This window comes from Mycobacterium decipiens, assembly GCF_963853665.1.
Classification (GTDB): Bacteria; Actinomycetota; Actinomycetes; order Mycobacteriales; family Mycobacteriaceae; genus Mycobacterium; species Mycobacterium decipiens.
This window is the reverse complement of the sequence record NZ_OY970459.1, coordinates 4,907,191-4,930,781: the sequence shown is the minus strand read 5'-3', so window position 1 is coordinate 4,930,781 and position 23,591 is coordinate 4,907,191. Positions and strand designations below refer to the sequence as shown.

Annotated in this window: 24 protein-coding genes; 15 read left to right on the top strand and 9 right to left on the bottom strand. The window is 65.6% G+C overall.

The window, feature by feature from the left end; genetic code table 11:
* Positions 1–7: 7 nt before the first annotated feature.
* Entirely contained in the window at positions 8–952 is a 945-nt protein-coding gene (locus AADZ55_RS21730) for an NAD-dependent epimerase/dehydratase family protein (RefSeq protein WP_085325233.1), read from the top strand.
* On the opposite strand, the gene AADZ55_RS21725 is transcribed toward AADZ55_RS21730, so the two are convergent.
* The 4 genes from AADZ55_RS21725 to AADZ55_RS21710 form a co-directional block, all read right to left on the bottom strand.
* The gene (locus AADZ55_RS21725) at positions 953–1,828 is read right to left on the bottom strand and encodes a phytanoyl-CoA dioxygenase family protein (RefSeq protein WP_085325234.1); all 876 of its coding nucleotides are present in this window, start codon (positions 1,826–1,828) and stop codon (positions 953–955) included.
* Between the two features lie 139 nt (positions 1,829–1,967).
* On the bottom strand, positions 1,968–2,309 hold the full coding sequence (locus tag AADZ55_RS21720) for a DUF2304 domain-containing protein (protein ID WP_085325235.1): 342 nt from the start codon (positions 2,307–2,309) through the stop codon (positions 1,968–1,970).
* Positions 2,306–3,031 (bottom strand): glycosyltransferase family 2 protein, encoded by a 726-nt coding sequence (locus AADZ55_RS21715; RefSeq protein WP_085325236.1) that lies wholly within the window; start codon positions 3,029–3,031, stop codon positions 2,306–2,308. Before AADZ55_RS21715 ends, AADZ55_RS21720 begins: the two co-directional genes overlap by 4 nt.
* Positions 3,032–3,065: 34 nt before the next feature.
* Complete coding sequence (locus AADZ55_RS21710; RefSeq protein WP_085325237.1) at positions 3,066–4,385, bottom strand: hypothetical protein; 1,320 nt, start codon at positions 4,383–4,385, stop codon at positions 3,066–3,068.
* A 154-nt stretch (positions 4,386–4,539) separates the two neighbouring features.
* On the opposite strand from AADZ55_RS21710, the gene AADZ55_RS21705 reads away from it, so the two are divergent.
* Positions 4,540–5,643, top strand: a complete 1,104-nt coding sequence (locus tag AADZ55_RS21705; protein WP_085325238.1) for a DUF475 domain-containing protein — start codon at positions 4,540–4,542, stop codon at positions 5,641–5,643.
* A gap of 35 nt (positions 5,644–5,678) precedes the next feature.
* Here AADZ55_RS21705 and ppa read toward each other — a convergent pair whose 3' ends face one another.
* Positions 5,679–6,167 (bottom strand): inorganic diphosphatase, encoded by a 489-nt coding sequence (gene ppa, locus AADZ55_RS21700; protein ID WP_085325239.1) that lies wholly within the window; start codon positions 6,165–6,167, stop codon positions 5,679–5,681.
* 127 nt (positions 6,168–6,294) lie between these two features.
* Here ppa and dacB point away from each other — a divergent pair, with 127 nt between their 5' ends.
* Genes dacB through hpt form a run of 4 tightly spaced genes read left to right on the top strand, consistent with a single transcriptional unit; the run spans position 6,295 to position 10,327 of the window.
* Positions 6,295–7,680: a D-alanyl-D-alanine carboxypeptidase/D-alanyl-D-alanine endopeptidase gene (gene dacB, locus AADZ55_RS21695; RefSeq protein WP_085325240.1), complete on the top strand. Its 1,386-nt coding sequence runs from the start codon at positions 6,295–6,297 to the stop codon at positions 7,678–7,680.
* Positions 7,677–8,729, top strand: a complete 1,053-nt coding sequence (locus AADZ55_RS21690) for a zinc-dependent metalloprotease (protein WP_085325326.1) — start codon at positions 7,677–7,679, stop codon at positions 8,727–8,729. The genes dacB and AADZ55_RS21690 overlap by 4 nt, the downstream gene beginning before the upstream one ends.
* The gene (tilS, locus tag AADZ55_RS21685) at positions 8,708–9,679 is read left to right on the top strand and encodes a tRNA lysidine(34) synthetase TilS (RefSeq protein WP_085325241.1); all 972 of its coding nucleotides are present in this window, start codon (positions 8,708–8,710) and stop codon (positions 9,677–9,679) included. The genes AADZ55_RS21690 and tilS overlap by 22 nt, the downstream gene beginning before the upstream one ends.
* Before the next feature lie 39 nt (positions 9,680–9,718).
* Positions 9,719–10,327 carry a hypoxanthine phosphoribosyltransferase gene (gene hpt, locus AADZ55_RS21680; RefSeq protein WP_085325327.1) on the top strand — a complete coding sequence of 203 codons (609 nt, stop codon included), beginning with the start codon at positions 9,719–9,721 and terminating at the stop codon, positions 10,325–10,327.
* Positions 10,328–10,331: 4 nt separating this feature from the next.
* Here hpt and AADZ55_RS21675 read toward each other — a convergent pair whose 3' ends face one another.
* Entirely contained in the window at positions 10,332–11,054 is a 723-nt protein-coding gene (locus AADZ55_RS21675) for an SIMPL domain-containing protein (protein WP_085325242.1), read from the bottom strand.
* A 381-nt stretch (positions 11,055–11,435) separates the two neighbouring features.
* Here AADZ55_RS21675 and AADZ55_RS21670 point away from each other — a divergent pair, with 381 nt between their 5' ends.
* From AADZ55_RS21670 to AADZ55_RS21640, 7 genes are all read left to right on the top strand, one after another.
* Positions 11,436–11,735, top strand: coding sequence for a PE family protein (locus tag AADZ55_RS21670; protein WP_085325243.1), 300 nt, complete (start codon positions 11,436–11,438; stop codon positions 11,733–11,735).
* Positions 11,736–11,745: 10 nt separating this feature from the next.
* Positions 11,746–12,993 (top strand): PPE family protein, encoded by a 1,248-nt coding sequence (locus AADZ55_RS21665; RefSeq protein ID WP_085325244.1) that lies wholly within the window; start codon positions 11,746–11,748, stop codon positions 12,991–12,993.
* A gap of 57 nt (positions 12,994–13,050) precedes the next feature.
* Positions 13,051–13,347: a WXG100 family type VII secretion target gene (locus tag AADZ55_RS21660; RefSeq protein WP_085325245.1), complete on the top strand. Its 297-nt coding sequence runs from the start codon at positions 13,051–13,053 to the stop codon at positions 13,345–13,347.
* Positions 13,348–13,375: 28 nt separating this feature from the next.
* Positions 13,376–13,660 carry a WXG100 family type VII secretion target gene (locus AADZ55_RS21655; protein ID WP_085325246.1) on the top strand — a complete coding sequence of 95 codons (285 nt, stop codon included), beginning with the start codon at positions 13,376–13,378 and terminating at the stop codon, positions 13,658–13,660.
* A 1,328-nt stretch (positions 13,661–14,988) separates the two neighbouring features.
* Positions 14,989–16,200, top strand: a complete 1,212-nt coding sequence (locus AADZ55_RS21650) for an EspA/EspE family type VII secretion system effector (RefSeq protein WP_085325247.1) — start codon at positions 14,989–14,991, stop codon at positions 16,198–16,200.
* A 74-nt stretch (positions 16,201–16,274) separates the two neighbouring features.
* Entirely contained in the window at positions 16,275–16,586 is a 312-nt protein-coding gene (locus AADZ55_RS21645; RefSeq protein WP_085325328.1) for an ESX-1 secretion-associated protein, read from the top strand.
* A gap of 69 nt (positions 16,587–16,655) precedes the next feature.
* Positions 16,656–17,210 carry a secretion protein EspD gene (locus AADZ55_RS21640; RefSeq protein WP_119184970.1) on the top strand — a complete coding sequence of 185 codons (555 nt, stop codon included), beginning with the start codon at positions 16,656–16,658 and terminating at the stop codon, positions 17,208–17,210.
* Positions 17,211–17,241: 31 nt separating this feature from the next.
* Here AADZ55_RS21640 and AADZ55_RS21635 read toward each other — a convergent pair whose 3' ends face one another.
* The 3 genes from AADZ55_RS21635 to AADZ55_RS21625 are packed head-to-tail and all read right to left on the bottom strand — an operon-like array spanning position 17,242 to position 20,428.
* Positions 17,242–18,258: a zinc-binding dehydrogenase gene (locus AADZ55_RS21635; RefSeq protein ID WP_085325249.1), complete on the bottom strand. Its 1,017-nt coding sequence runs from the start codon at positions 18,256–18,258 to the stop codon at positions 17,242–17,244.
* Positions 18,258–19,445: an LLM class flavin-dependent oxidoreductase gene (locus tag AADZ55_RS21630; protein ID WP_085325329.1), complete on the bottom strand. Its 1,188-nt coding sequence runs from the start codon at positions 19,443–19,445 to the stop codon at positions 18,258–18,260. The genes AADZ55_RS21635 and AADZ55_RS21630 overlap by 1 nt, the downstream gene beginning before the upstream one ends.
* A complete protein-coding gene (locus AADZ55_RS21625) occupies positions 19,442–20,428 on the bottom strand; it encodes an alpha/beta fold hydrolase (protein WP_085325250.1) in 987 nt (328 codons plus the stop codon). Before AADZ55_RS21625 ends, AADZ55_RS21630 begins: the two co-directional genes overlap by 4 nt.
* 131 nt (positions 20,429–20,559) lie before the next feature.
* Here AADZ55_RS21625 and AADZ55_RS21620 point away from each other — a divergent pair, with 131 nt between their 5' ends.
* Together AADZ55_RS21620 and ftsH are read left to right on the top strand one after the other, a co-directional pair.
* The gene (locus AADZ55_RS21620) at positions 20,560–20,973 is read left to right on the top strand and encodes a VOC family protein (RefSeq protein ID WP_085325251.1); all 414 of its coding nucleotides are present in this window, start codon (positions 20,560–20,562) and stop codon (positions 20,971–20,973) included.
* A 312-nt stretch (positions 20,974–21,285) separates the two neighbouring features.
* On the top strand, positions 21,286–23,577 hold the full coding sequence (gene ftsH, locus AADZ55_RS21615; RefSeq protein WP_085325252.1) for an ATP-dependent zinc metalloprotease FtsH: 2,292 nt from the start codon (positions 21,286–21,288) through the stop codon (positions 23,575–23,577).
* The last annotated feature ends 14 nt before the right edge of the window (positions 23,578–23,591 follow it).

The window sequence follows — 23,591 nt, the reverse complement described above, 5'->3', positions numbered from 1 at the left end:
TGGGCCGGTGCGCGCACTGGTCACCGGCGCAGCCGGTTTCATCGGGTCGACACTGGTCGACCGGCTGCTGGCGGATGGTCATTCGGTGCTGGGGTTGGACAACTTCGCGACCGGCCGAGCGACCAACCTCGAGCATCTGGCCGACCACCCCGCACACGAGTTCGTCGAAGCCGACATCGTGACCGCCGATCTGCACGCCATCCTCGCTGAGTACCGGCCCGAGGTGGTGTTCCACCTGGCGGCTCAGATCGATGTCCGCCGTTCGGTGGCCGACTCGCAATTCGACGCCGAGGTCAACGTCGTCGGCACGGTGCGCCTGGCCGAAGCCGCGCGGTGCACCGGCGTCCGCAAGGTCCTGCACACCTCGTCGGGAGGATCGATCTACGGCATCCCGCCGGAGTACCCGACCCCCGAGACCGCACCCACCGACCCGGCCTCGCCGTATGCGGCGGGCAAAGTGGCCGGGGAGATCTATCTGAATACGTTTCGGCATCTCTATGGCCTGGACTGCTCGCACATCGCACCGGCAAACGTGTACGGCCCCCGCCAGGACCCCCACGGTGAAGCGGGCGTGGTGGCGATCTTCGCCCAGGCGCTGCTCTCAGGTAAGCCCACCAGGGTGTTCGGCGACGGCACCAACACTCGCGACTACGTGTTCGTCGACGACGTGGTCGACGCGTTTGTCAGGGCGTCCGGGGCGGCCGGCGGCGGGCAGCGCTTCAATATCGGCACCGGGATGGAAACCTCCGACCGACAACTGCATTCGGCGGTGGCAGCGGCCGTCGGCGGGCCCGACGATCCGGAGTTCCACCCGTCGCGGCTGGGCGATCTCAAGCGGTCCTGCCTGGACGTCACCCTGGCAGCACGCGTCCTGGGTTGGCGTCCACAAGTTGAGCTGGCCGACGGCGTGCGCCGCACGGTGGAGTACTTCCGCCACAAGCATGCCGGCTGATTAGAGCGTGATGGATCCCGCTACGCGGTCCGCAACCGCCTCCAGGAACGGATGCTTGTCGCCGTCGAGATAGTCGGCCGGCGGTCGCCAGTCGATGCGGCCCATCTTTCCGGCGTATAGCCCGTAGCCGATCAACTCTTGCAGTCGAGGTTCAAAGCGGCGCACCAACTCTCGCGGAATGCTGAGCTGCTGATTGACCTGCTGGCGCACGAATCCCACGCAGTAGTTGATGGTCAATGCCGGCCTTGGCGCATCGGTGCGGTTGGCCGCCGCGGTGTGCCAGAGGCTGCCGTTCCAGATCAGCGCGTCGCCCGCTTTGATCTCGATCGACTTACCCTCCGGGTACGGTGGCGACGGTTGTTCGGGCCAGCGATGCGAACCGGGCACCACTTGGGTGGCGCCGTTGTCGGGGGTGAAATCACACAGCGCGATCAACGCGTTGCACAGCAGCGGTTGGTGGGGCCGCGGCAACGGATACATCTCGTCGTCGCAGTGCAAGCGCTGCGCGACCGCCCCCGGCAGCTGGTTGCTGGTCATGCACCACGACAACAGGCAGTCGCGGCCCAGCACACCCTCGACGACCGGCAGCACCCTGGGGTGCACGGGTAGCGCCTCGTAGCGGGTGCCGTGCAACAACAAATTGTCGATGCGCACCCAGTCGTGGTCGGCACGGTTGACTGGCTCGTGGCCGGGCCACGCCAGGCCCTTGACGACCGTTGTGGAATTGGCGATGACGGTCGGTAACTCCCGTTCCAGCCGATGCGTGTCCGCCAGGAACGCAGCGACCGAACCAGCGTCGAGGACATCCTCGACGACGGTGTAGCCGAACTCGTCGATCTCGCCAACGTGACGTTCGACCGATGAGTCCTTTGTCATCAGGCCGGGAGTAGGTCCTTTTCCGGTTCGCCCTCCTCGCGGTCCTCGGATGATGTGGTGACGTCGTCAGGGTCCGACATTTCGCCTCCTGCTGGTCATTGTGTGATGAGGCAACTGTAGGCCGATCGGCGCCGTTTGCCTACCTCGATTCGGGTGCCTGTGCGCCTTCGAGCGCAACTTCCCGCGCGAGCCGCGCGTAGCGCAGCTCCAAGTCCTTGAACCGCATGTAGGTGCTCAGCGTGGTGAAGCTGAACGCCATCACCAGCGCGTAGAGCATCAGGTCGGTGCCGCGGCGCACCCCGAACCAGTTCGCGACCACCGTGGTGTCGTCCGGACGCAGCACGGCATAGATGCCGGCCAAAACAAAAAACACATAGCCCACCTTGACCCAGGCGCGCGAGCGCGCGCTGCGGCGCGACCGCAGCAGGTAGACCAGCAGCGCGATGATCGACCCGATCAACAGCACCTGGATCCAGTTCACCGTCGCATCCTCCCTCGCAGGAACCCGTCGAAAATGATGTTGACGCCGTTGAGCAGCGGTTGGCCCTTCGATTTCGAGTACTCGGTGTAGAGCACCTCGACCGGTTCTTCCGCTACGCGCCAATGGTTTTCGGCGATCAACATGACGAACTCGGTGGCGTGGCTCATGCCGCTCATGGTGATGTTCAGTCCGTCGGCCACGGTCTTGTTGAACACTCGCAGGCCATTGTTGGTGTCGGTCAGGCCCAGTCGGCGGCCCCGCCGGCTCAACCGTGCGGCGGTCTGCAGCACGGTCCGCTTCAGCAACGGGGGGCGGCCGGCCGAAGCTTTGCCCAGGGGCTGGCCGAATCGCGTCCCGATCACCACGTCGACGTCACCCGCGCAGAGCCGGTCGATCATTGCGGCCAGGTCTTTGACACGGTGCTGGCCGTCGCCGTCGAATGTGGCGAAAACCTGGGCACCCGGCTGCTTTCGCGCGTATTCGATGCCGGTCTGGATGGCCGCACCCTGGCCCAGGTTGATCGGGTGGCGTACCAGGTGAGCCCCGGCTCGCCTGGCGATTTCGCCGGTGCCGTCGGTGCTGCCGTCGTCCACGCAGACGACGTGGTCGAAGACGGACCGCAGATCGGCGACGACCTCGCCTATCACAGCGGCCTCGTTCAGGGCGGGAATGACGATCCAGACGTCCGGGTAGTGTGTGTCGTTGTTCATTTTCAAGACCATTGAGCCCACAAGTTACACGCTGGTCCAGGTCCGATCAGCTGCCAAGGCCTCCGGTGCGTGCCAGTGCCACCAAATGGACGCCGATTCCCACCAGCGGACCGCACAACAGCGCGACCACGGTGCGGGTCTCCAACGGCAGCGGCAGCAGCAGCAGCAATCCCGACACGACCGTCGCGACGACCCAGCCCAGCGCATACGCCCGGTGCAACGCCGCCGCGACCGCGGCGGCGCCGGTGAGCGTCAGCATGGCGATCGCCACCGCGGCCGCCGTCAGCCAGGCCAGCAGCGCGCTGCCGGCCTGGTACTGCGACCCGAACGCGACGCGCAAAATCCACGGACCCACCACCGCGGCCGCTACCACCCCGACCGCACCAGTGCCAGCGATGAGCGCCGCCGGGGCGATCAGCGCCCGAAGCCGCTCGGTGCGTTCGTCGACGAAATGAGCTATCAGGTTGCCCTGCATGGCGGTCAGCGGCACCAGAAGCGGTGCCCGGGTCAACGTCACCGCCAGGATGACGACGCCACCTTGCGCCCCGAGCGAATCGGAGGTCAGCTTGAGCAACACCGGAAACCCCATCACCAGAATCGCGCTGGCACCAGCCGCGGTGATGGAATGGGCGGCGCCCCGCAGGAATGTTGTCGTACCGCCGGGCGTCATCAGGCGGGCCGCCGCGCGGGTGGTGGGTGAGGCCATCAATAGGATCAGCCAGGCCACCGATCCCGCCACGGTTGCCCACAAGAACCCGACCAGGCGCCAGCCGACCACGACCGTAGCCGCCGCGATCGCCACCCGAATGACCGCGTCGGTCACCATCAGTGCTCCGTAATGCGTCCATCGGTTGGTGCCCGCCAGCATGCCCAGCAGGGTGGCGTGCAGGCAGAACCCGGCCAGCCCAACGCTGAGCAGTGCGACGGATAGCCAGCGCGCCTCGACAAACACCCGCCCGCTCCACAGCGGTGCGCTCACGGCGATCACGCTGAGCGAGCCGAGGCCGACCAGCCCGGCGACCCGCAGCGGATAACTGCGGTGGCCGTCCGGTAAGACGTCCAGGTAGCCCATCGAGCGGACCTCGCGGGTGGTTTCTTGCAGCAGGCCGTTGGCTGCCCCGGTGACCAGTCCGAACGCGCCCCAGAACACCCCGAATACCGAGAAGCCGCTCGGGGCCAGGTCGCGGGCGGCCAGATAGATCACCGCGTAGCCGCACAGCGCGGTAACCGCGGTCGCGGTGCCGACCCGGGCCATGCTGCCGCGCCCGATCGGTCCGCTAGAGGGGCCCGTTGGATCCCCCATCCGGGATCCAAAAGGAGATGTCGTACCGCCGACTTCGGTCACCCTGGCGGCGCTAACGGCCAGCCGACCTCGTGCATCGCCACGAATGAAAATAGTAGGCGCGTGGCTGGCCCGGGCTCGTGCAGCTGCCTGGTGAACTGCTAAGCGCAGCTAGAACCCGCCATCGCGAAGCGATCTCCCGGTCGTCGCTATTGTGGGGAAGCCCTCGGAAGGACCCATGTCGACGTTCCGCATCTTCGGCTTCTCGCTGCTGGCGACGGTGGTGGCGTTGGCCGTCGGATATGTGCACGGCGGGCCGACCGCGGTTTACCTGTTGGCGGTGCTGGCGCTCCTCGAGGTGTCGCTGTCGTTCGACAACGCCATCATCAACGCCGCGATTTTGCAGCGCATGAGCCCGTTCTGGCAGCAGATGTTTCTGACCATCGGGATTCTCATCGCCGTGTTCGGGATGCGGTTGGTGTTTCCGTTAGTCATCGTCTGGGCCACCGCCGGTCTGGACCCCGTGCGCGCCATGGAGCTGGCGCTTCGTCCGCCGGCCCACGGCGCGCTGGAGTTTCCGGACGGTTCGCCCAGCTATGAAAAGCTGATCACCGCGGCCCATCCGCAGATTGCGGCGTTCGGCGGAATGTTCCTGCTGATGCTTTTCCTGGATTTCGTCTTTCACGACCGGGATATCAAGTGGCTGAAGTGGATTGAGATCCCGTTCGCCCGCATCGGCCGGCTCGGTCAAGTGCCGGTAATTGTGGCCAGCGTCGGCCTGGTCCTCGCCGGCACGCAATTGACGCACTCCACCGACGAGCGTGGCACGGTGTTGACCGCTGGTCTGTTGGGCCTGGTGACCTATCTCGTCGTCAACGGACTGAGCAGGGCGTTCCGGCCGTCCGGGATTGACGAATCGACGGCGGGTACGGCGGTGGTGAAAGCGACCGGAAAGGCCGGCTTCACGTTGTTCCTCTATCTCGAGGTGCTCGACGCCGCCTTCTCTTTCGACGGAGTCACCGGGGCCTTCGCGATCACTACGGATCCGATCATCATTGCGCTCGGCCTTGGTCTGGTGGGTGCGATATTTGTCCGGTCGATCACCATCTACCTGGTCCGACAGGACGCTTTGGACCGGTACGTGTACTTGGAGCACGGCGCGCACTGGGCGATCGGCGCGCTCGCGGTGATCTTGCTGTTGTCCATTGACCACCGGTTCGCCGTACCCGAGTGGGCTACCGCATCGGTGGGCGTGGTTTTCATCGGGGCGGCGTTCACCGAGAGTGTGTGGCGCAATCGACGAACAGTCAGGTCTCGCCAGAGAAGTGCGCCGACGTCATGACGGTTATGGCGCACCGTGGGCGCGCCGAGCCGACATCAGTGTGCGCCGGCCTTGAAACGCTCCACCGAACGCTGCACCTCTGCCTCGGCTGCGGCGCGGTCGGCCCAGTCGGCCGCCTTGACGAACTTGCCCGGTTCCAGGTCCTTGTAGTGCACGAAGAAATGCTTGATCGCATCCAGCTCAAAGGCCGGGACGTCGCCGATGTCTTGGATGTGGTCCCACCGGGGATCCCCGGCGGGGACGCATAGCACCTTGTCGTCGCCGCCGGCCTCGTCGACCATGCGGAACATGCCCACCGGCCGCACCTCGACCAGCACCCCGGGGAACACCGGCTGCGGTAGCAGCACCAGCGCGTCCAGCGGGTCGCCATCCTCACCGAGGGTGTCCTCAATGAAGCCGTAGTCGGTTGGGTAGGCCATCGGGGTATAGAGGTACCGGTCCAGGCGAACCCGCCCCGTCTCGTGATCGACCTCGTACTTGTTGCGCTGGCCCTTCGGAATTTCGATGGTCACGTCGAATTGCACGCGTCGGCTCCTTCAAAACAACAAGCGGTAGGTCTAGTGCGTCGGTGCACACCCTAGTCGAGCCGGTACCGTGGCATCGCCTCGTGGCTGGTTCGGCAGAATGGGACCGAGAAAGGCAGGAGAGCTCATGGGCCCCACGCGCTGGCGGAAATCCACGCACGTGTTCGTCGGAGTGGCTGTGCTGGCATTTGTCGCCGCCGTGGTCGCGGCCGCAGCGCTTTTCACCACCGGCGGTCACGGGGCCGGGGTGCGTCCCACGGTACCTCCGCCGCGACCGCCCACGGTCAAGCCGGGAGTCGTCCCGGTAGCGGACACCACCGCGACACCCAGCGCCGCGGGGGTGTCGGCGGCGTTGGAGGCGGCGGCGGCCGATCCCAATTTGGGCAAGCTCGGGGGGCTGATCAGTGACGCGAAGACCGGGCACGCACTCTGGCAGCGGCTGGACGACGTGCCTCTGGTGCCCGCCTCGACCAACAAGGTCCTGACCGCGGCCGCGGCGCTGCTGACATTGGACCGACAGGCCCGGATCAGCACGCGGGTGGTGGCCGGCGGCCAGAACGCCCAAGGTCCCGTCGTGCTGGTCGGTGCGGGTGATCCGACGCTGTCCGCCGCGCCACCGGGTCAGGACACCTGGTATCACGGCGCGGCGCGCATCAGTGACCTCGTCGAACAGATTCGTCGCAGCGGTGTGACGCCAACGGCGGTGCAGGTGGACATCTCGGCGTTCAGTGGTCCGACGATGGCGCCGGGCTGGGATCCGGCTGACGTCGACAACGGTGACATCGCCCCGATCGAGGCGGTGATGATCGATGCCGGGCGCATCCAGCCGACGACCGTCAACTCGAGACGGTCCCGCACCCCGGCGCTGGACGCCGGGCGGGAGCTGGCCAAGGCCCTTGGCCTGGATCCGACGGCGGTGACGATCGCATCGGCGCCGGCGGGCGCGCGGCAGCTGGCGGTGGTGCAGTCGGCGCCGTTGATCCAGCGGCTGTCGGAGATGATGAACGCCTCCGACAACGTGATGGCCGAGTGCATAGGCCGCGAGATAGCGGCCGCGATCAACCGCCCGGAGAGCTTTAGCGGCGCCGTCGACGCGGTGACCAGCCGATTGAACACCGCGCACGTCGACACCGCCGGCGCTGCGCTGGTGGATTCCAGTGGGTTGTCGGTCGACAACCGGTTGACGGCGAGGACACTCGACGGGACGGTGCAGGCCGCGGCGGGACCTGACCAGCCCGCGTTGCGGCCGTTGCTGGATCTGCTTCCGATCGCCGGCGGCAGCGGCACGCTGGGCGAACGTTTCCTCGACGCGGCCAGCGATTTGGGCCCGGCCGGGTGGTTGCGGGCCAAGACGGGCTCGCTGACCGCCATCAATTCGTTGGTCGGGGTGCTGACCGACAGCAGCGGGCGAGTGCTCACCTTCGCGTTCATCTCCAACGATGCCGGCCCGAACGGTCGAAACGCGATGGACGCCCTGGCCACCAAGTTGTGGTTCTGCGGGTGCACGACGTGACCGGATCGTCCGAGCTGACGCTGGGAAACACGGTCGATTGGGGATTCGCGGCCAGCGTCGGACAGCGGCTTGCCCGGCCGGCTCCGCCGTCCACCGACTACACCCGCCGCCAGGTGATCGACGAGCTGACAGTCGCGGCGGAGAAGGCCGAACCGCCGGTGCGCGACGTCACCGGTCTGGTCACCGACGGTGTGGTGCCGTCGGCTCGTGTCGTCGACCGGCCGGCGTGGATCCGGGCGGCCGCCGAATCGATGCGGGCGATGACGCACGGCAGCGCGAAACCGCGGGGGTTTCTCACCGGCCGGATCACCGGTGCGCAGACGGGTGCCGTGCTGGCGTTTGTGGCCTCGGGCATCCTCGGCCAGTACGATCCGTTCGGCGCCGCCGAACAAGGCTGCCTGCTGTTGGTATATCCCAATGTCATCGCGGTCGAGCGTCAGCTGCGGGTGGCGCCGTCGGATTTCCGGTTGTGGGTGTGTCTGCACGAGGTCACCCACCGGGTGCAATTCACCGCCAACCCCTGGTTATCCGGCTACATGTCGAGCGCGCTGGGGCTGTTGACCTCCGAACCCGCTGACGACATCAGGCAGGTGATGAGCCGGCTCGCAGACTTCGTCCGCAGCCGTCCAGACGGATACGACGATTCCGACGTCAACCCGTCGGGCATTCTGGGCCTCGTGCGAGCCGTGCAATCCGAGCCGCAACGCCAGGCCCTGGACCAGTTGTTGATCCTCGGCACGCTGCTGGAGGGCCATGCCGAACATGTGATGGATGCGGTCGGGCCGATGGTGGTGCCCTCGGTGGCCACCATCCGCAGCCGCTTCGACGACCGTCGTCATCGCAAACAGCCGCCGCTGCAACGGCTGGTGCGCGCGTTGTTGGGCTTCGACGCCAAGCTGAGCCAGTACACCCGCGGCAAGGCATTCGTCGACCACGTGGTGGACCGGGTCGGAATGAAGCGGTTCAACACGATCTGGTCGGGCCCCGAAACGCTGCCCCTACCTGCCGAGATCGAAAAGCCGCAGCAATGGATCGACAGGGTGCTGTAGCGCGGCTGCGTACGGCTGCGGAGCAGTTCGCTCGGGTCCATCTCGACGCCAGCGACCGATGGTGTGTGGGGCTGTCCGGCGGCCCGGACTCGTTGGCGCTCACCGCGGTAGCGGCGCAGTTGCGGCCCACCACCGCGCTGATCGTGGACCACGGCCTGCAGTCCGGCTCCGCCGAAGTCGCCGAAACCGCTCGTGAGCAGGCGATTTCGCTGGGATGCATTGACGCACAAGTGCTTTGCGTTCAGGTGGGCACGGCGGGCGGCCGGGAGGCGGCGGCGCGTAGCGCCCGCTACTGCGCGTTGCAGGCGCACCGCGATGGCCCGGTGCTGTTGGCCCACACGCTCGATGATCAAGCCGAGACGGTGCTGCTGGGGCTCGGTCGTGGTTCGGGTGCCCGGTCGATCGCCGGCATGCGCCCATACGACCCACCCTGGTGCCGGCCGCTGCTCGGGATACGCCGCGGCGTGACACATGCGGCCTGCCGCGAGCTGGGCCTGACCGCGTGGCAGGATCCGCACAACACCGATCGCCGCTTCACCCGCACCCGATTGCGCACCGAAGTGCTGCCACTGCTGGAGGACGTGCTGGGCGGGGGTGTGGCCGAGGCGCTGGCCCGCACCGCAACGGCATTGCGGGAGGACACCGAGCTGATCGACGTGATTGCCGCGCAGGCGCTGCCCGGGGTCGTGGTTTCTGGCCCGCGGGGCCAGGAGCTGAGCACCAGTGCCCTGACCGAGCTGCCCGATGTGGTGCGGCGCCGGGTGATTCGGGGCTGGCTGCTGGCCGGCGGCGCCACCGGACTGACCGACCGGCACATCCGCGGGGTGGACCGGCTAGTCACTGCGTGGCGCGGCCAGGGCGGGGTGGCCGTCGGGTCTGCTTGGCGTGGTCAGCGACTGGTCGCCGGGCGGCGCGACGGCGTACTTGTGTTGCGGCGCGAGCCCGTTTGACGCACCGCGTTGGTCGTTCGCCCCGTGGCGTGGCACGCTGTGGACGTGACCCAGAGCTCCTCGGCGATCACCCCCGGGCAGATGGCGGAGCTTTACCCGGGGGACATCAAGTCGGTGCTGCTCACGACGGAGCAGATTCAGGCCCGTATCGCCGAGCTCGGCGAGCAAATTGGCAACGACTACCGCGACCTGCCCGCTGCCACCGGCCAGGATCTGCTGCTGATCACCGTGCTGAAGGGCGCGGTGCTCTTCGTCACCGACCTGGCTCGCGCTATTCCGGTGCCGACCCAGTTCGAGTTCATGGCGGTCAGTTCCTACGGGTCATCGACGTCCTCGTCGGGCGTGGTGCGGATCCTCAAGGACCTCGACCGCGACATCCACGGCCGCGATGTGCTGATCGTGGAGGACGTCGTCGACTCCGGTCTGACGCTTTCTTGGCTGTTGCGGAACCTGACCAGCCGGCAACCGCGGTCGTTGCGGGTGTGCACGCTGCTGCGTAAGCCCGACGCCGTGGGCGCCAATGTCGAGATCTCTTACGTGGGCTTCGACATTCCCAACGACTTCGTCGTGGGGTACGGCCTGGACTACGACGAGCGCTACCGGGACCTGTCGTATATCGGCACGCTGGACCCCAGGGTGTACCAGTAGCGGGCTAGCTCAACTCCCAGACCACCGTTACCGAGAAGCCCACCGTCTGCTGGCCGGGTTCTAACGGCACGCCGGTTGCGCCGCGCGGCGCCGGCGCCTCGTGCGTGGGTGTGGCGCCGGACGTCTCGGATATCGAAATCACCTTGCTCAAGCGCAGTCCCGACAGTTGCGCGTACTGCTCCGCGCGGTTCTTGGCGTCTTGGAAGGCGCGCGCACGTGCGTCCTTAACCAGCTGCGAGTCGTCGGCGATCGAGTAGTTGACCGAGCTGATCCGGGTCGCGTCGCCGCCGGTGCCGACGACGACGGCCAGCAGCCGCGATGCGGCGTCGGGCGGATGGATCTTGATCTCGATCGCGTTGTCGGCGCGGTACCCGGTGATGCTGGCGGTTCCGCCGGGCTCGGGATTGCTGTACTGCGGTGCCACGGTGACGTCGGTGGTGCGGATGTCCTTGCGGTCCAGGCCGGCGCCCACCAGCGCGTCAACGACCGCTTGCTGGCGGTCGTTGGTCTGGTTCATTGCGCTGGTGACGTCGGCCGCGGTGAACTGGATGCCGACGTCGGCGGTCAGCGTGTCGGGGACACCCTGCACCTGCCCGGATCCGAGCACGGTCACCTGCCGCGGATTCGCTCCGGGTGATCCGGAGCTGGGGGAATCGCACCCCGACAACGCGGCGGCGGCCAAGCCGGCGGCCAGCAGTGCGATCGACCTGCGGACCAAACGGATCATGACTGGCACCCTAGCGTCTGGGGACGCTGAATCGGTCGACGGTTGCTTCAGCGTGGCGACGCCGCGTGTGCACCCTTGCCCGGCATGGACGGCACGCGTGAATTGCGCATTATATTGCGGATTTGCGCCACCAGCCGAAATTCATATCAAATCCAAATCATATGTTTTACAAACATGTTTCATTTAGATTTCAAAAGCTGCAGGAATGCGGCCGTGGCAAATGAATTGTTCTTGACTTACCCGTGAACAACCTGTGTGGAGTCTGTGATGTTCCTATAAGTCTGGCCTAGCCTTTCGGGTGGTCTTCGGCGATCACCCGACGCCGCTGTCATGGGCGCCGAAACCTACTGATGCAAAGTGCATTTGAGGGAGGAAACGATCATGTCGATTATGCACGCCGAGCCGGAGATGCTGGCTGCGACGGCGGGGGAACTGCAGTCGATCAACGCCGCAGCACGGGCCGGAAACGCCGCCGCGGCCGGGCCGACGACCGCGGTAGTTCCCGCGGCGGCTGATTTGGTGTCGCTGTTAACAGCCTCGCAGTTTGTCACGCACGCACAGCTTTATCAGGCGATAAGCGCCGAGGCGATGGCGGTCCAAGAGCAGTTGGCGACCACGCTGGGAATCAGCGCCGGTTCGTACGCGGCCACTGAGGCGGCCAACGCCGCCACGATCGGCTAGGAGCAGACGGATGCTGGACTTCGCACAGTTGCCGCCGGAGATTAACTCCACGCTGATGTACGCCGGACCCGGGTCGGGGCCGCTGCTGGCTGCCGCTGCGGCCTGGGAGGCGCTGGCCGCCGAGCTGCAAACCACGGCGTCTTCCTATGACGCGCTGGTCGCCAGCCTGGCCGACGGACCATGGCAGGGGCCATCCGCGGCGTCCATGGTGGCCGCGGCCACGCCCCAGGTGGCGTGGTTGCGGAGCACCGCCGGGCAGGCCGAACAAGCGGGCAGCCAAGCCGTGGCCGCGGCGAGTGCCTATGAGGCAGCGTTTCTCGCGACGGTTCCACCGCCGCAGATCGCGGCCAACCGAGCGTTGTTGCTGGCGCTGCTGGCCACGAACTTCCTCGGCCAGAACACGGCGGCGATCGCGGCCACCGAGGCGCTCTACGCCGAGATGTGGGCCCAGGACGCGGCCGCGATGTATGGCTACGCCGGCGCGTCTGCGGCGGCATCGACATTGCCGGCATTCGACCCGGCGGCGCAGACGGTCAACCCCGCCGGGCTGGCCGGGCAGGCCGCCGCGCTAACACAAGCGGTGAATGGGGCCGCAAACGCGCAGGGACTTGAGGCGATTCCCAAAGCGCTGATGGGGCTCGCCGGGATTACCAACGAGGCCCCTTGGCTCACCGACCCTGCCGCCGCGCTCGGCCTGACCGGGCACACCTGGAACGAGACCGGTGACGGCCTCATCGTGGGTGGACTGCTTGGCGACGTGGTGGAGGGCTTGACCGGCTCGGCGGAGTTGGATGCCAGCTCGGGCATGGACACGTTTGCTCAATGGGTTTCTCCCGCTCGCCTCATGGTCACCCAGTTCAAGGACTACGTCGGCCTCGCGCACGACCTGCCGAAGTTTGCCCAAGAGGGCGCCAAAGCGGCCGGCGAGGCCGTCAAGGAGCTGCCGGCCGCCCTTCCAGCCGCGATTCCCAATGCCGGCCTGGGCGGGGTTGCGGGAGCCGTCGGTCAGGCGGCGTCGGTCGGCGGACTGAAGGTTCCGGCCGTCTGGACCGCTACCACCCCGGCGGCAGCGACACCTGTCAATGTGGCACTCAACGGGATGGGGGCGGCGGCGGCCGCCGAACCCGCCGCGGGCGGGTTTGGCGGAGTGCCGGTGATGCCCGCTGGTGGGGCCGGGCGCGGCTTCGCCGCCCACTTTGCCGCACCCCGGTACGGATTCAAGCCGACCGTGATCGCCCAACCGCCGGCCGCGGGATGACGCGGGTCTGGCTCAACCATCAGATGCATCGATCATTTCGCAACGGAGACAAGTCAGATGGCCACACGTTTTATGACGGATCCGCATGCGATGCGGGATATGGCGGGCCGTTTTGAGGTGCACGCCCAGACGGTCGAGGACGAGGCCCGCCGGATGTGGGCGTCGGCGCAAAACATCTCGGGTGCGGGCTGGAGCGGTATGGCGGAGGCGACCTCGCTGGACACCATGGGCCAGATGAATCAGGCGTTTCGCAACATCGTGAACATGCTGTACGGGGTGCGCGACGGGTTGGTTCGCGACGCTAACCACTACGAGCAGCAAGAGCAGGCTTCCCAGCAGGTGCTGGGCAGCTGACCCGATTCCTCGACAGGACGGTACCGATATGACGATCAATTACCAGTTCGGCGATGTTGACACCCACGGTGCGACCATCCGTGCCCAGGCCGCATCGTTGGAGGCCGAGCACCAGGCCATCGTTCGAGATGTGTTGGCCGCCGGCGACTTTTGGGGTGGCGCCGGTTCGGTGGCCTGCCAGGAGTTCATCAGCCAGTTGGGCCGCAACTTTCAGGTTATTTACCAGCAGGCCAACGCCCACGGCCAGAAGGTGCAGGCCGCCGGCAGCAACATGGCCCAAACCGATAGCGCCGTCGGCTCCAGCTGGGCCTGACTCGTGCCCTTTTGGGTGAGGAGTGTCGTGCAATGCCGCCCAGGGTCGGCCAGGTCGTCGAAGGCCTGGCCGACCCGTTGCGGCCGACCTCCTATGCGGCCCTTCTTGAACGCGGGATCGTAGTTACTGCGCGCTTCTTTCTGCACCGTCTGGATCGCGCCTGCCGGGGCAGCCTAAGACCCCGCCATAGTGTTCGAATTCCGGCCAATCCGCACACAACAACAGCAGGTCAACCGACCGCAATCGGCCGAGAGTCCCAACCGTGAGCCAAGTCAATAGGCTTGTCGCAGTGAGGGCGGTCACACCCTTGGCCGACATCGGCTCCTCCGGCCCGGTGTCCTATAGCGACCCATAGAAACATTTGCTCCTGGATTTGTCCGCGCCGCGGGATCGATCTTGATACGGCTCGCCATCGATCCGGCCGTGTCAATAACTGACCACCAAGTAAGTTCATCATCGGTGTGCGTCTACCACGGCTCGGTGCTGTCAGCGGAGGTGCATCGCAAACCTAGTCTAGGGTGCAACGCTGCGTCGATAGCAGGATGGCAAACTTTCTGGACCGGACGCGTCCCGTTCTCGCTCCGCCCGAGTTTGTTGATACGTTCGCTTTCTGGCAATTCTCGGAATGGCTACCGGTGTTGTCGGAATCAAGGACTCGTGCAGAGTGTTGGCATTCGCTATGTACGGATCTTATCGGTCGCAATTTCAAATACTTCGATGGCCCTGATGGGGCGGCTGCAATACTTCACGGATCTGACAAGTGCAACGGATTTCAAGTGTCGATTTCATCTACTTGGCCGAAAACGATTTACGGGCTTGCCGGATCGGCTTCGTTGTTTAGCGAGCGCAACCCAATGGAACGAGATTCGCTTTCCGTCGCAATATTGAGCCCGCGCATTTCGACGTCGAGTCGGGCGAGTGACGGTAGGTTCACCAGCCCTGATCGCGCTATCGGGCGGGGGCTGGTGCCCGCTATGGGACCACCGCAGGCCAGCCCCGTAGGGCCCAAATGTTGACTCTGCTGCAACGGATCTCGTGCCGTCCGGAGGCGAAGCCGGGGACGTCGAAGCCGGAGCCATCGCCCTGGGGCCGTGCTGCCCACGCGGCGATTGGCCCGGTATCACAGGGCTGTAAATGCACTCAGGTGATGTAGTGGACAACACGAGAACATGCCGTAGAGAACTCGAAACTTGTGATCTGCTGAGCGTTATAGAAAACCGTTGACATCCGCCAACTGTGGGGGCCAGACTGAATCCCCTACGCGTGCGGCGCAGGACAATGGACATGTCTATACATGGAATCGACGACCGGTGGGATAGGCGGTAACCATGAGCAGAGCGTTCATCATCGATCCAACGGTAGGTGCAATTGAGGGTTTGTATGCCCTGCTGGGGATTGGAATACCGAACGACGGGGGCGTGCTCTACTCGTCTCTAGAGTTCTTCGAAAAAGCCCTTGAGGACCTCGCGTCGGCGTTTCCGGGTGACGGCTGGCTAGGTTCCGCGGCGGACAAGTACTCCGGCAAAAACCGTGACCACGTGAACTTCTTCCAGGAGCTGGCGGATCTGGATCGTCAGCTCATATCGCTGATCAAGGATCAGGCCAGCGCGGTCAAGACGACACGCGACATCCTGGACGGCGCCAAACGCGGGCTCGAGTACGTACGTCCGGTGGCTGTGGACCTGACCTACGTCCCGATCGTCGGGTATGCCCTGTCGGCGGCCTTCCAGGCGCCGCTTTGCGCAGCCGCGATGGCGGTGGTTGGCGGCGCGCTTGCCTACTTGACGGTGAAGACGCTGATCAACGCGGCTAGGCTCGTGGGTTTGCTGGCCAAACTAGCGCAGGTGCTGGCGGCCGCCATCGCGGACGTAATTTCGGATGTGGTGGACATAATCAAGGGCATCCTGGAGGAGGTGTGGGAGTTCATCACGGGGGCAATAAATGGTCTGAAGGAGATCTGGGACAAGCTCACCTGGTGGATATCCAACATGCTCTCCAACGTGTGGTCGGGCGTGCAGTCCTTCGTGCAGCACTTCTTCTCAGGCATACCTGGTTTGAGTGGCATGACCAGCGGCTTGTCCCAAGTGACTGGCCTGTTCAGCTCGGCCGGAATGTTGGGCTCGGCCGGAATGTCGGGTTCGTCCGGCTTGACCAGCGCGAGTAACTTGGCGAGCGCAGCCGGTTTGACCGGCCTGCCCGGCTTTGGGGCCCTACCGCAAGTGGGTCAAGTGGCTCAAGTGGCTCAGGTGCGTGCCGCCTCGACCAGCCAGCCGCTGCGTCCCCGAACTGAAGGCCTGGCCGAAACCGCTACTGAGCAGCCCGCCGCGCAGCACGCGCAGACGGTCTCCGCGCATGGTTCCCAAGGTACGGGCGGCGCACCAGGTATGGGCGGCATGCATCCCGCTTCGGGAGCGGGCAAAGGCGCGACGACGAAGAAGTATTCGGAAGGCGCAGCGGCGGGAACAGAGGATGCGGAGCGCGCGCCGGTCGAAGCTGAAACAGGCGGTGGGAAACGGGTGCTGGTGCGAAACGTCGTCTAACACCATTGGCGAGCCAAATCCATTGCTAACCGGTGCCGTAACACGCGCAATGCTAAACGGAAGGGATGCGATCAATGACAGGTAACTTGAAAGTACAGCCCGAACGCCTCGATGTACTGGCGTCGCACCACGAGAACGCGGCGACCAGTGCCACCTCCGGCGTCAGTGCTGCCGCTGGACTGAGTGAATCTGTTGCGGTCACTCACGGTTCGTACTGCTCACAGTTCAACGAGACGTTGAAAATGTATGAGACCACCCACAACGCCCTCGGCTCCTCCTTGCATTCGGCAGGTGTCGATCTCGCCAAAAATCTGCGAGCCGCCGCGCGCGTGTATCTTGAGGCCGACGAAGCGTGGCGCAGGGCAATCGACGGGTTGTTTGGCTGACCACGTCTTGCGCGTGGTGCAGGGTCACGCCGTTTTCGGGGGGCACTGATTCAGAAGGGATGCCGTGTGGTGGTGTCGTCGCGAAATGACTTCGATAGCGATGATTTCGACGCTGCCGATCTCTGGGGTGCCGACGGCGCGGACCGCTGGACTGCGGACCCGATCGTTGGCCTCGAGTCGGCGGAGAGCCCGGACGGTGGTGCCGACGCGGACGACGCCAGCGATCAGGCCGAGGCGCACGCAGAACAAGAGATCGCGATTTTCACGGTGACCAATCCGCAGCGCACCGTGTCGGTCTCGGCTCTGATGGACGGCCGGGTAGACCGTGTCGAGGTCTCGCAGAGGGTGGCATGGATGAGTGAATCGCAGCTCGCCTCTGAGATTCTGGTAATCGCCGACCTGGCGCGAAAGAAGGCGCAGTCGGCGCAGTACACCTTCATCCTCGACAGGATGAGTCAACTGGCCGGTGGAGAGGAAGGCAGCGTTGCGCAGCTGCGTGAATCAGTGGGCAAAACCTGGGGTTTGCCATCGCCGGAAGAAGCCGCAGCGGAAGAGGCTGAAGTGTTCGCAACCCGGTACAGCGACGACAGCCCCGCACAAAACACCGAGACTGATCAATGGTGAACCGGCCCAACGCTGCCCAGTGACAGGATGCCTATGGGGTGACCAGAATCTTGCAGTGCCGCTCGGGATCGGCCAGGTCGTCGAACGCCTGGCCTACCCCTTCGAGGCCGACCTCGCCGGTGATCAGGGGAGTGACGTCGATGTCGCCCTCGGCGAGGGCACGTAACGAGTCGGCGAACTCCTCCGGGCGGTACGCGAGCACGAACTGCACGCTGATCTCCTTGGCGATCGCAAAGAATGGGTGCACCGTGTCGGGTTGCATGCACACCCCCGACACGACCAGTCGGGTGCCCCGACGCGCCCGCAGCAGGACGTCGTCGATGATTCCCGGCACCCCGACCGCTTCGAAAACCACCGCGGCTTTTACCGTGTCAAACGGTGAGCCTTGCGCCGGATCCAGCGTCTGGTGCGCCCCCATCGTCGCGGCCAGGTCGCGGCGCATCGGCGAAAAGTCCGATGCCACAATGGTTTCAACACCCCGCATCGCAAGAGCCGCGATGATGGCGATGCCGATAGGCCCACATCCGAGTACCAGGGCCGTCTCGCCGGGCGCAATGTTCGATTTGTTGACCGCATGCAACCCGACCGCCATGGGTTCGGTGAGCGCGGCATGTTTGAGGTCCAGGCCATTGGGGATGGGCAGCAACAGCGGCGCTGAGAGCAGCATCCGTTCGGCGTAGCCACCGAGTGTGTTGTTGCTGTAGACGATCGGCTCGACGCCACTGGCGGACAGCAGCACCGGCATAGACGTGACCGGGGATCCGGTTGGCTGGGTTTGGGTGTCGGGTCCGGGTTCGAGTACCTGGGCGCTGAACTCGTGGCCCATGAAGACGTCGCGGTTGAGATCGACATCCGTGCCACCGCCCGCGCCCCCGGCCAGCTGACTGCCCAACACGATCACCTCGGCGCCGTGGGCGGCGAAATGCAAGTCAGAGCCGCAGATTCCACACGCCCGCACCTCAACCAACACCTGGCCCGGACCGGGTACCGGGTCCGGCGCGTCGTCCCGGTAGACCATGCGGCCGCCGCGCAGCACCGCGGCGCGCATCAGCTGCGCTCTCCCTGGTGTTCTGCGACATGCTCGGTGATGGCCCTGACGACCGCCTCGCCGGCGCGGCCAATCAACTGGTCGCGCTTGCCTTTGGCCCACTCGTGCGATGCCTGCGGCGCCGCCAGCTGTCCCTTGAAGTAGGGAATCACCGAGCGGGCGAACAGCTCATAAGAGTGGAACGTCGCTCGCGGTGAGGCCCAGTCATGGCCGAGCAACAGCAACGTCCCGAAACCACCCGACCGGTCCAGCAAGTCTTCGATATGGGCGATCGCGTCATCGGGCGTGCCGATGCAGCAATTTCCCTTGGCCGCATATTCTTCAACGAACTCTCGGGTCGACTGGGTACCAGCCACGGTGTTAGCCAGCGGGACGAACCCGGCCGCGCCGAAGTATTTCGAGAAATCGAGCAACCCGTAGCTGCAGTCGTCGATGGCCTGGTCGCGGGTGTCCGACAAATGCATAATGCTCAGCACCCGCCAATCGGTACGGTCCGGCTCGGCCCGGCCGGCCTTTCCGGCCTGCTCGGACACCACCCCCCAAGTGTTTTCCAACGCGGCGTAGCCACCGGGCACCGACATCGACAGTGACAGCAGCGACGTCCCCAGTGCACCGGCCAGTCGGGGACCGGATGGCGAAATCATGGCCGCCGTGGCGATTTCGGGGTAGGGCCAGGTGTAGGGGCGGATGTGCAATTGCGCTTCGCGCAGGGTGAACCAATCGGAGTGACGGTCGATTCGCTCGTCGGGTGCGGCGCGGAGGAGTGCGAGGATCGCTTCGAGGGATTCCTGCATCATCCGCCGCTGCTCGACCGGATCGATGCCCATCATGTAGGCGTCCGAGGGTAGCGCGCCGGGACCGGCGCCGAACATGACCCGGCCGCGGGTCAAGTGATCCAGCAGCACCCAACGGTCGGCCACCATCAACGGATGATGGTAGGGCAGCGAGACCACTCCGGTGCCCAGCCGGATGTGCTTGGTCCGTTCCGCTGCGGCCGCGATGAATACTTCCGGGCAGGCGATCAGCTCGTAGCCGCCGGAGTGGTGTTCGCCGAACCACGCTTCGTCGTACCCCAGGCGGTCCAGGGCAACGACCCGCTCCATGTCGTATTGCAATGCCAACGTTGGGGATTGGCCGGTGGGATGGAAAGGCGTGATGAAAACGCCGAACCGCAGTGGCGCGTTCATCGCCATTCCGTGTCTGGCAGGCCCTCGAGGAACTCCAGCAAGGTGGCGTTCACCTCGTCGGGCCGCTCCTGCTGCAGCCAGTGCCCGGCGCCGTCGACCATCACCTCGCGGTACGGGCCGCTGATCACCTCCGCAACGCGGTCGGTGCGGGTGAACGTCAATACGGGATCGGCTGTGCCGGCGATGAATAACGAGGGTACGGAGATCGTGGCGCCGGCGAGTTCAGTCGTGGTCTCCCAGTTGCGGTCGAAGTTGCGGTACCAATTCAGGGCGCCGGTGAAACCGGTACGGGCGAACTCGTTGATGTAATGGTCGAGCTCCTCTTGAGTGATCCAGTCCGGCAACCCGGTCGGCTCCGGAAGTCGATCGATGAAGCCTTCGGGGCCGGGCGCCAGCATCCGCAAAGCCGCGCTCTGGTCACTTGGTGGCCGCAGACCGCCGATCATCCGGCGCATCGTGCGGGCCGGGTCACCGTTGAGTTCCGCGTCGGCGACACCCGGCTCCTGAAAATAGAGGATGTAGAAGAAGTTCTCCCCGAAAGTGCTGCGGAACGCCTGCGTCGGCGGCACCTGCGCGCGGGGCAGCGCCGGAACGCTCAACGCGGCGACAGCAGCGACCCGGTCGGGGTGCAGCAGTGGGGCGGCCCACACCACGACGGCACCCCAGTCATGGCCGATCCAGACCGCCCGCTCGGCACCGATGTGGTCGAGTAGGCCAACCAGATCGGCGGTCAATTGATGAATGTCGTAGGCCTCGATCGCTTCCGGTCGGGACGAGCCACCGTAGCCGCGCTGATCGGGAGCCAGCACGTGGTAGCCGGCTTCGGCTAGGGCGGGAATCTGGTGTCGCCATGAATAGGCCAGTTCGGGAAAGCCGTGGGCCAGTATCACCACAGGTGCGCCGCGGTCCCCTGCCTCGATCACTCGCAGTCGCACGTCGTTGGTGTCGATGTACCGCTCGGTCCCGGAAAGGCTTGAATGCACCGTCTCACCAAATCACAACGGCAACTGGCTGAGAAGTGCATGCCGGGTAGATTCGCCTATGAAGCCGCGCGCGTTTTGTTTCGCGGGGTTTGGTGTCCGACCCTGACGTAAAGGCAGGTGCACTCGACGCTATGCGACTGGACCACATCGTTTTATGGACGAACGATCCACGGGCATCGATGGATTTCTACACACGGGTTGTCGGGCTTACGCCGGTTCGGTTTGGCGAGTTCGCGACCGGTGATGCACCGTTCCCGAGCGTTCGGGTGTGCGAGGACTCAATCATCGACCTGATGCCGGCGGCCGGCGTTGCCGCTACCGAGTCGATGACGAGGGTCGTGGGCAGTGCCGGCCACCCGGTCAACCACGTTTGTCTGGCCCTGTCGAAGTCCGAGTACGACGCGCTCGATCAGCGTCTGCAGGCGGAAGGTGTGGACACCAGCGCGCGGTTGAACCGTTCCTATGGAGCTCGCGGGTGGGCGCCGCAGGGATACTACTTCGCCGATCCGGACGGAAATGTGGTCGAGGCTCGCTACTACGAGTAGGCACGATCGGCGGAGACGGCGTCTGACAAGGTGGCCGTTCGGGGTCTATCGGGTCTTTCGGAAATAGCCGTCGTTGGACTGGGCAGGATGGTGGCGACCCGCTTCGCCCGGCTCTGCCGGGTTCGCGATCGCCACTGGGCAGGATGGTGGCGACCCGCTTCGCCCGGCTCTGCCGGGTTCGCGATCGCCACTGGGCAGGATGGTGGCGACCCGCTTCGCCCGGCTCTGCCGGGTTCGCGATCGCCACTAGCGGTAGCCTGGACTTCCAGCTGCGTGTATCGGGAAGGACCTGGCCGGCACGGCCGATGATCGATGAACCGGAAAAACGTGATCCGTACCATAACGGCGATCGCCGTCGTGGTGCTGCTCGGCTGGTCGTTCTTCTACTTCAGCGACGACACCCGCGGTTACAAGCCCGTCGATACCTCGGTGGCGATGGCGCAGATCAACAGCGACAACGTCAAGAGCGCGCAGATCGACGATCGCGAGCAGCAACTGCGGTTGACCCTGAAGAAGGGCAACAACGAGACCGACGGGTCCGACAAGGTCATCACCAAGTACCCCACCGGGTACGCGGTCGACCTGTTCAACGCGCTCAGCGCGAAGAACGCAAAGGTCAGCACCGTCGTCAACCAAGGCAGCATCCTGGGCGAGTTGCTGGTCTACGTGCTGCCGCTGCTGTTGCTGGTGGGCCTGTTTGTGATGTTCTCCCGCATGCAAGGCGGCGCCCGGATGGGCTTCGGTTTCGGCAAGTCGCGCGCCAAGCAGTTGAGCAAGGACATGCCCAAAACCACCTTCGCCGACGTGGCGGGTGTCGACGAGGCGGTCGAGGAGCTCTACGAGATCAAGGACTTCCTGCAGAACCCGTCGCGGTACCAGGCGCTGGGCGCCAAGATCCCGAAAGGCGTGCTGCTCTACGGGCCGCCGGGAACCGGCAAGACGCTGCTGGCTCGTGCGGTAGCCGGCGAGGCCGGGGTGCCGTTCTTCACCATCTCCGGCTCCGACTTCGTCGAAATGTTCGTCGGCGTTGGCGCCTCGCGGGTGCGCGACCTGTTCGAGCAGGCCAAGCAGAACAGCCCGTGCATCATCTTCGTCGACGAGATCGACGCGGTGGGCCGCCAGCGCGGCGCCGGGCTGGGCGGTGGTCACGACGAGCGCGAGCAGACGCTCAACCAGTTGCTGGTCGAGATGGATGGTTTCGGCGACCGTGCCGGCGTCATCCTGATCGCGGCCACCAACCGGCCCGACATCCTGGACCCGGCGCTGTTGCGCCCGGGCCGCTTCGACCGGCAGATCCCGGTGTCCAACCCCGACCTGGCGGGCCGCCGCGCTGTGCTGCGGGTGCACTCCAAAGGCAAGCCGATGGCCGTCGACGCGGACCTGGACGGGCTGGCCAAGCGGACGGTCGGCATGACCGGCGCCGACCTGGCCAACGTCATCAACGAGGCGGCGCTGCTGACCGCCCGCGAGAACGGCACGGTCATCACCGGCCCCGCCCTCGAGGAGGCGGTCGATCGGGTGATCGGGGGCCCGCGCCGCAAGGGCCGGATCATCAGCGAGCATGAGAAGAAGATCACCGCCTATCACGAGGGTGGGCACACCCTGGCGGCTTGGGCAATGCCCGATATCGAACCGATCTATAAGGTGACGATCCTGGCGCGCGGCCGAACCGGCGGGCACGCGGTGGCGGTGCCGGAAGAAGACAAGGGGCTGCGGACCCGCTCGGAAATGATTGCGCAACTGGTGTTCGCGATGGGGGGGCGTGCCGCTGAGGAACTGGTGTTTCGCGAGCCGACGACCGGCGCGGTGTCCGATATCGAGCAGGCCACCAAGATCGCCCGGTCCATGGTCACCGAATTCGGAATGAGCTCCAAGCTTGGCGCGGTCAAATACGGCTCCGACCACGGCGACCCGTTCCTCGGCCGCACCATGGGCACCCAGCCGGACTACTCCCATGAGGTTGCCCGGGAAATCGACGAAGAAGTCCGCAAGCTCATCGAGGCGGCGCACACCGAAGCGTGGGAGATCCTCACCGAGTACCGCGACGTGCTCGACACCTTGGCGGGTGAGTTGCTGGAAAAGGAAACGCTGCACCGACCCGAGTTGGAGGCCATCTTCGGCGACGTCGAAAAGCGGCCCCGCCTCACCATGTTCGACGATTTCGGTGGCCGGATCCCGTCGGACAAACCGCCCATCAAGACGCCGGGCGAGCTGGCGATCGAGCGCGGCGAACCGTGGCCCCAGCCGGTCCCCGAGCCCGCGTTCAAGGCAGCGATCGCGCAAGCTACCCAGGCCGCCGAGGCCGCGCAAGCCGCGCAGTCGGAGGCCGGCCAAACCGGAACCGGGGCCAACGGTTCTCCCGCCGGAAGCCACGGGTCCGGTGATCGTCAGCACGGCTCCACTCAGCCCGATTATGGCGCCCCGGCCGGCTGGCACGCGCCGGGCTGGCCGCCGAAGTCGTCTCGTCGGCCCAGCTATGCCGGGGAGCCGGCACCGACGTATCCGGGTCAGCCCTATCCGACCGGTCAAGCCAAACCGGATGCCGACGAGTCCGCGGAGGAGCAGGATGACGAGGTGAGTGGGTCCAAGCCGGCCCACGGCTGACAATTGGAGCATTC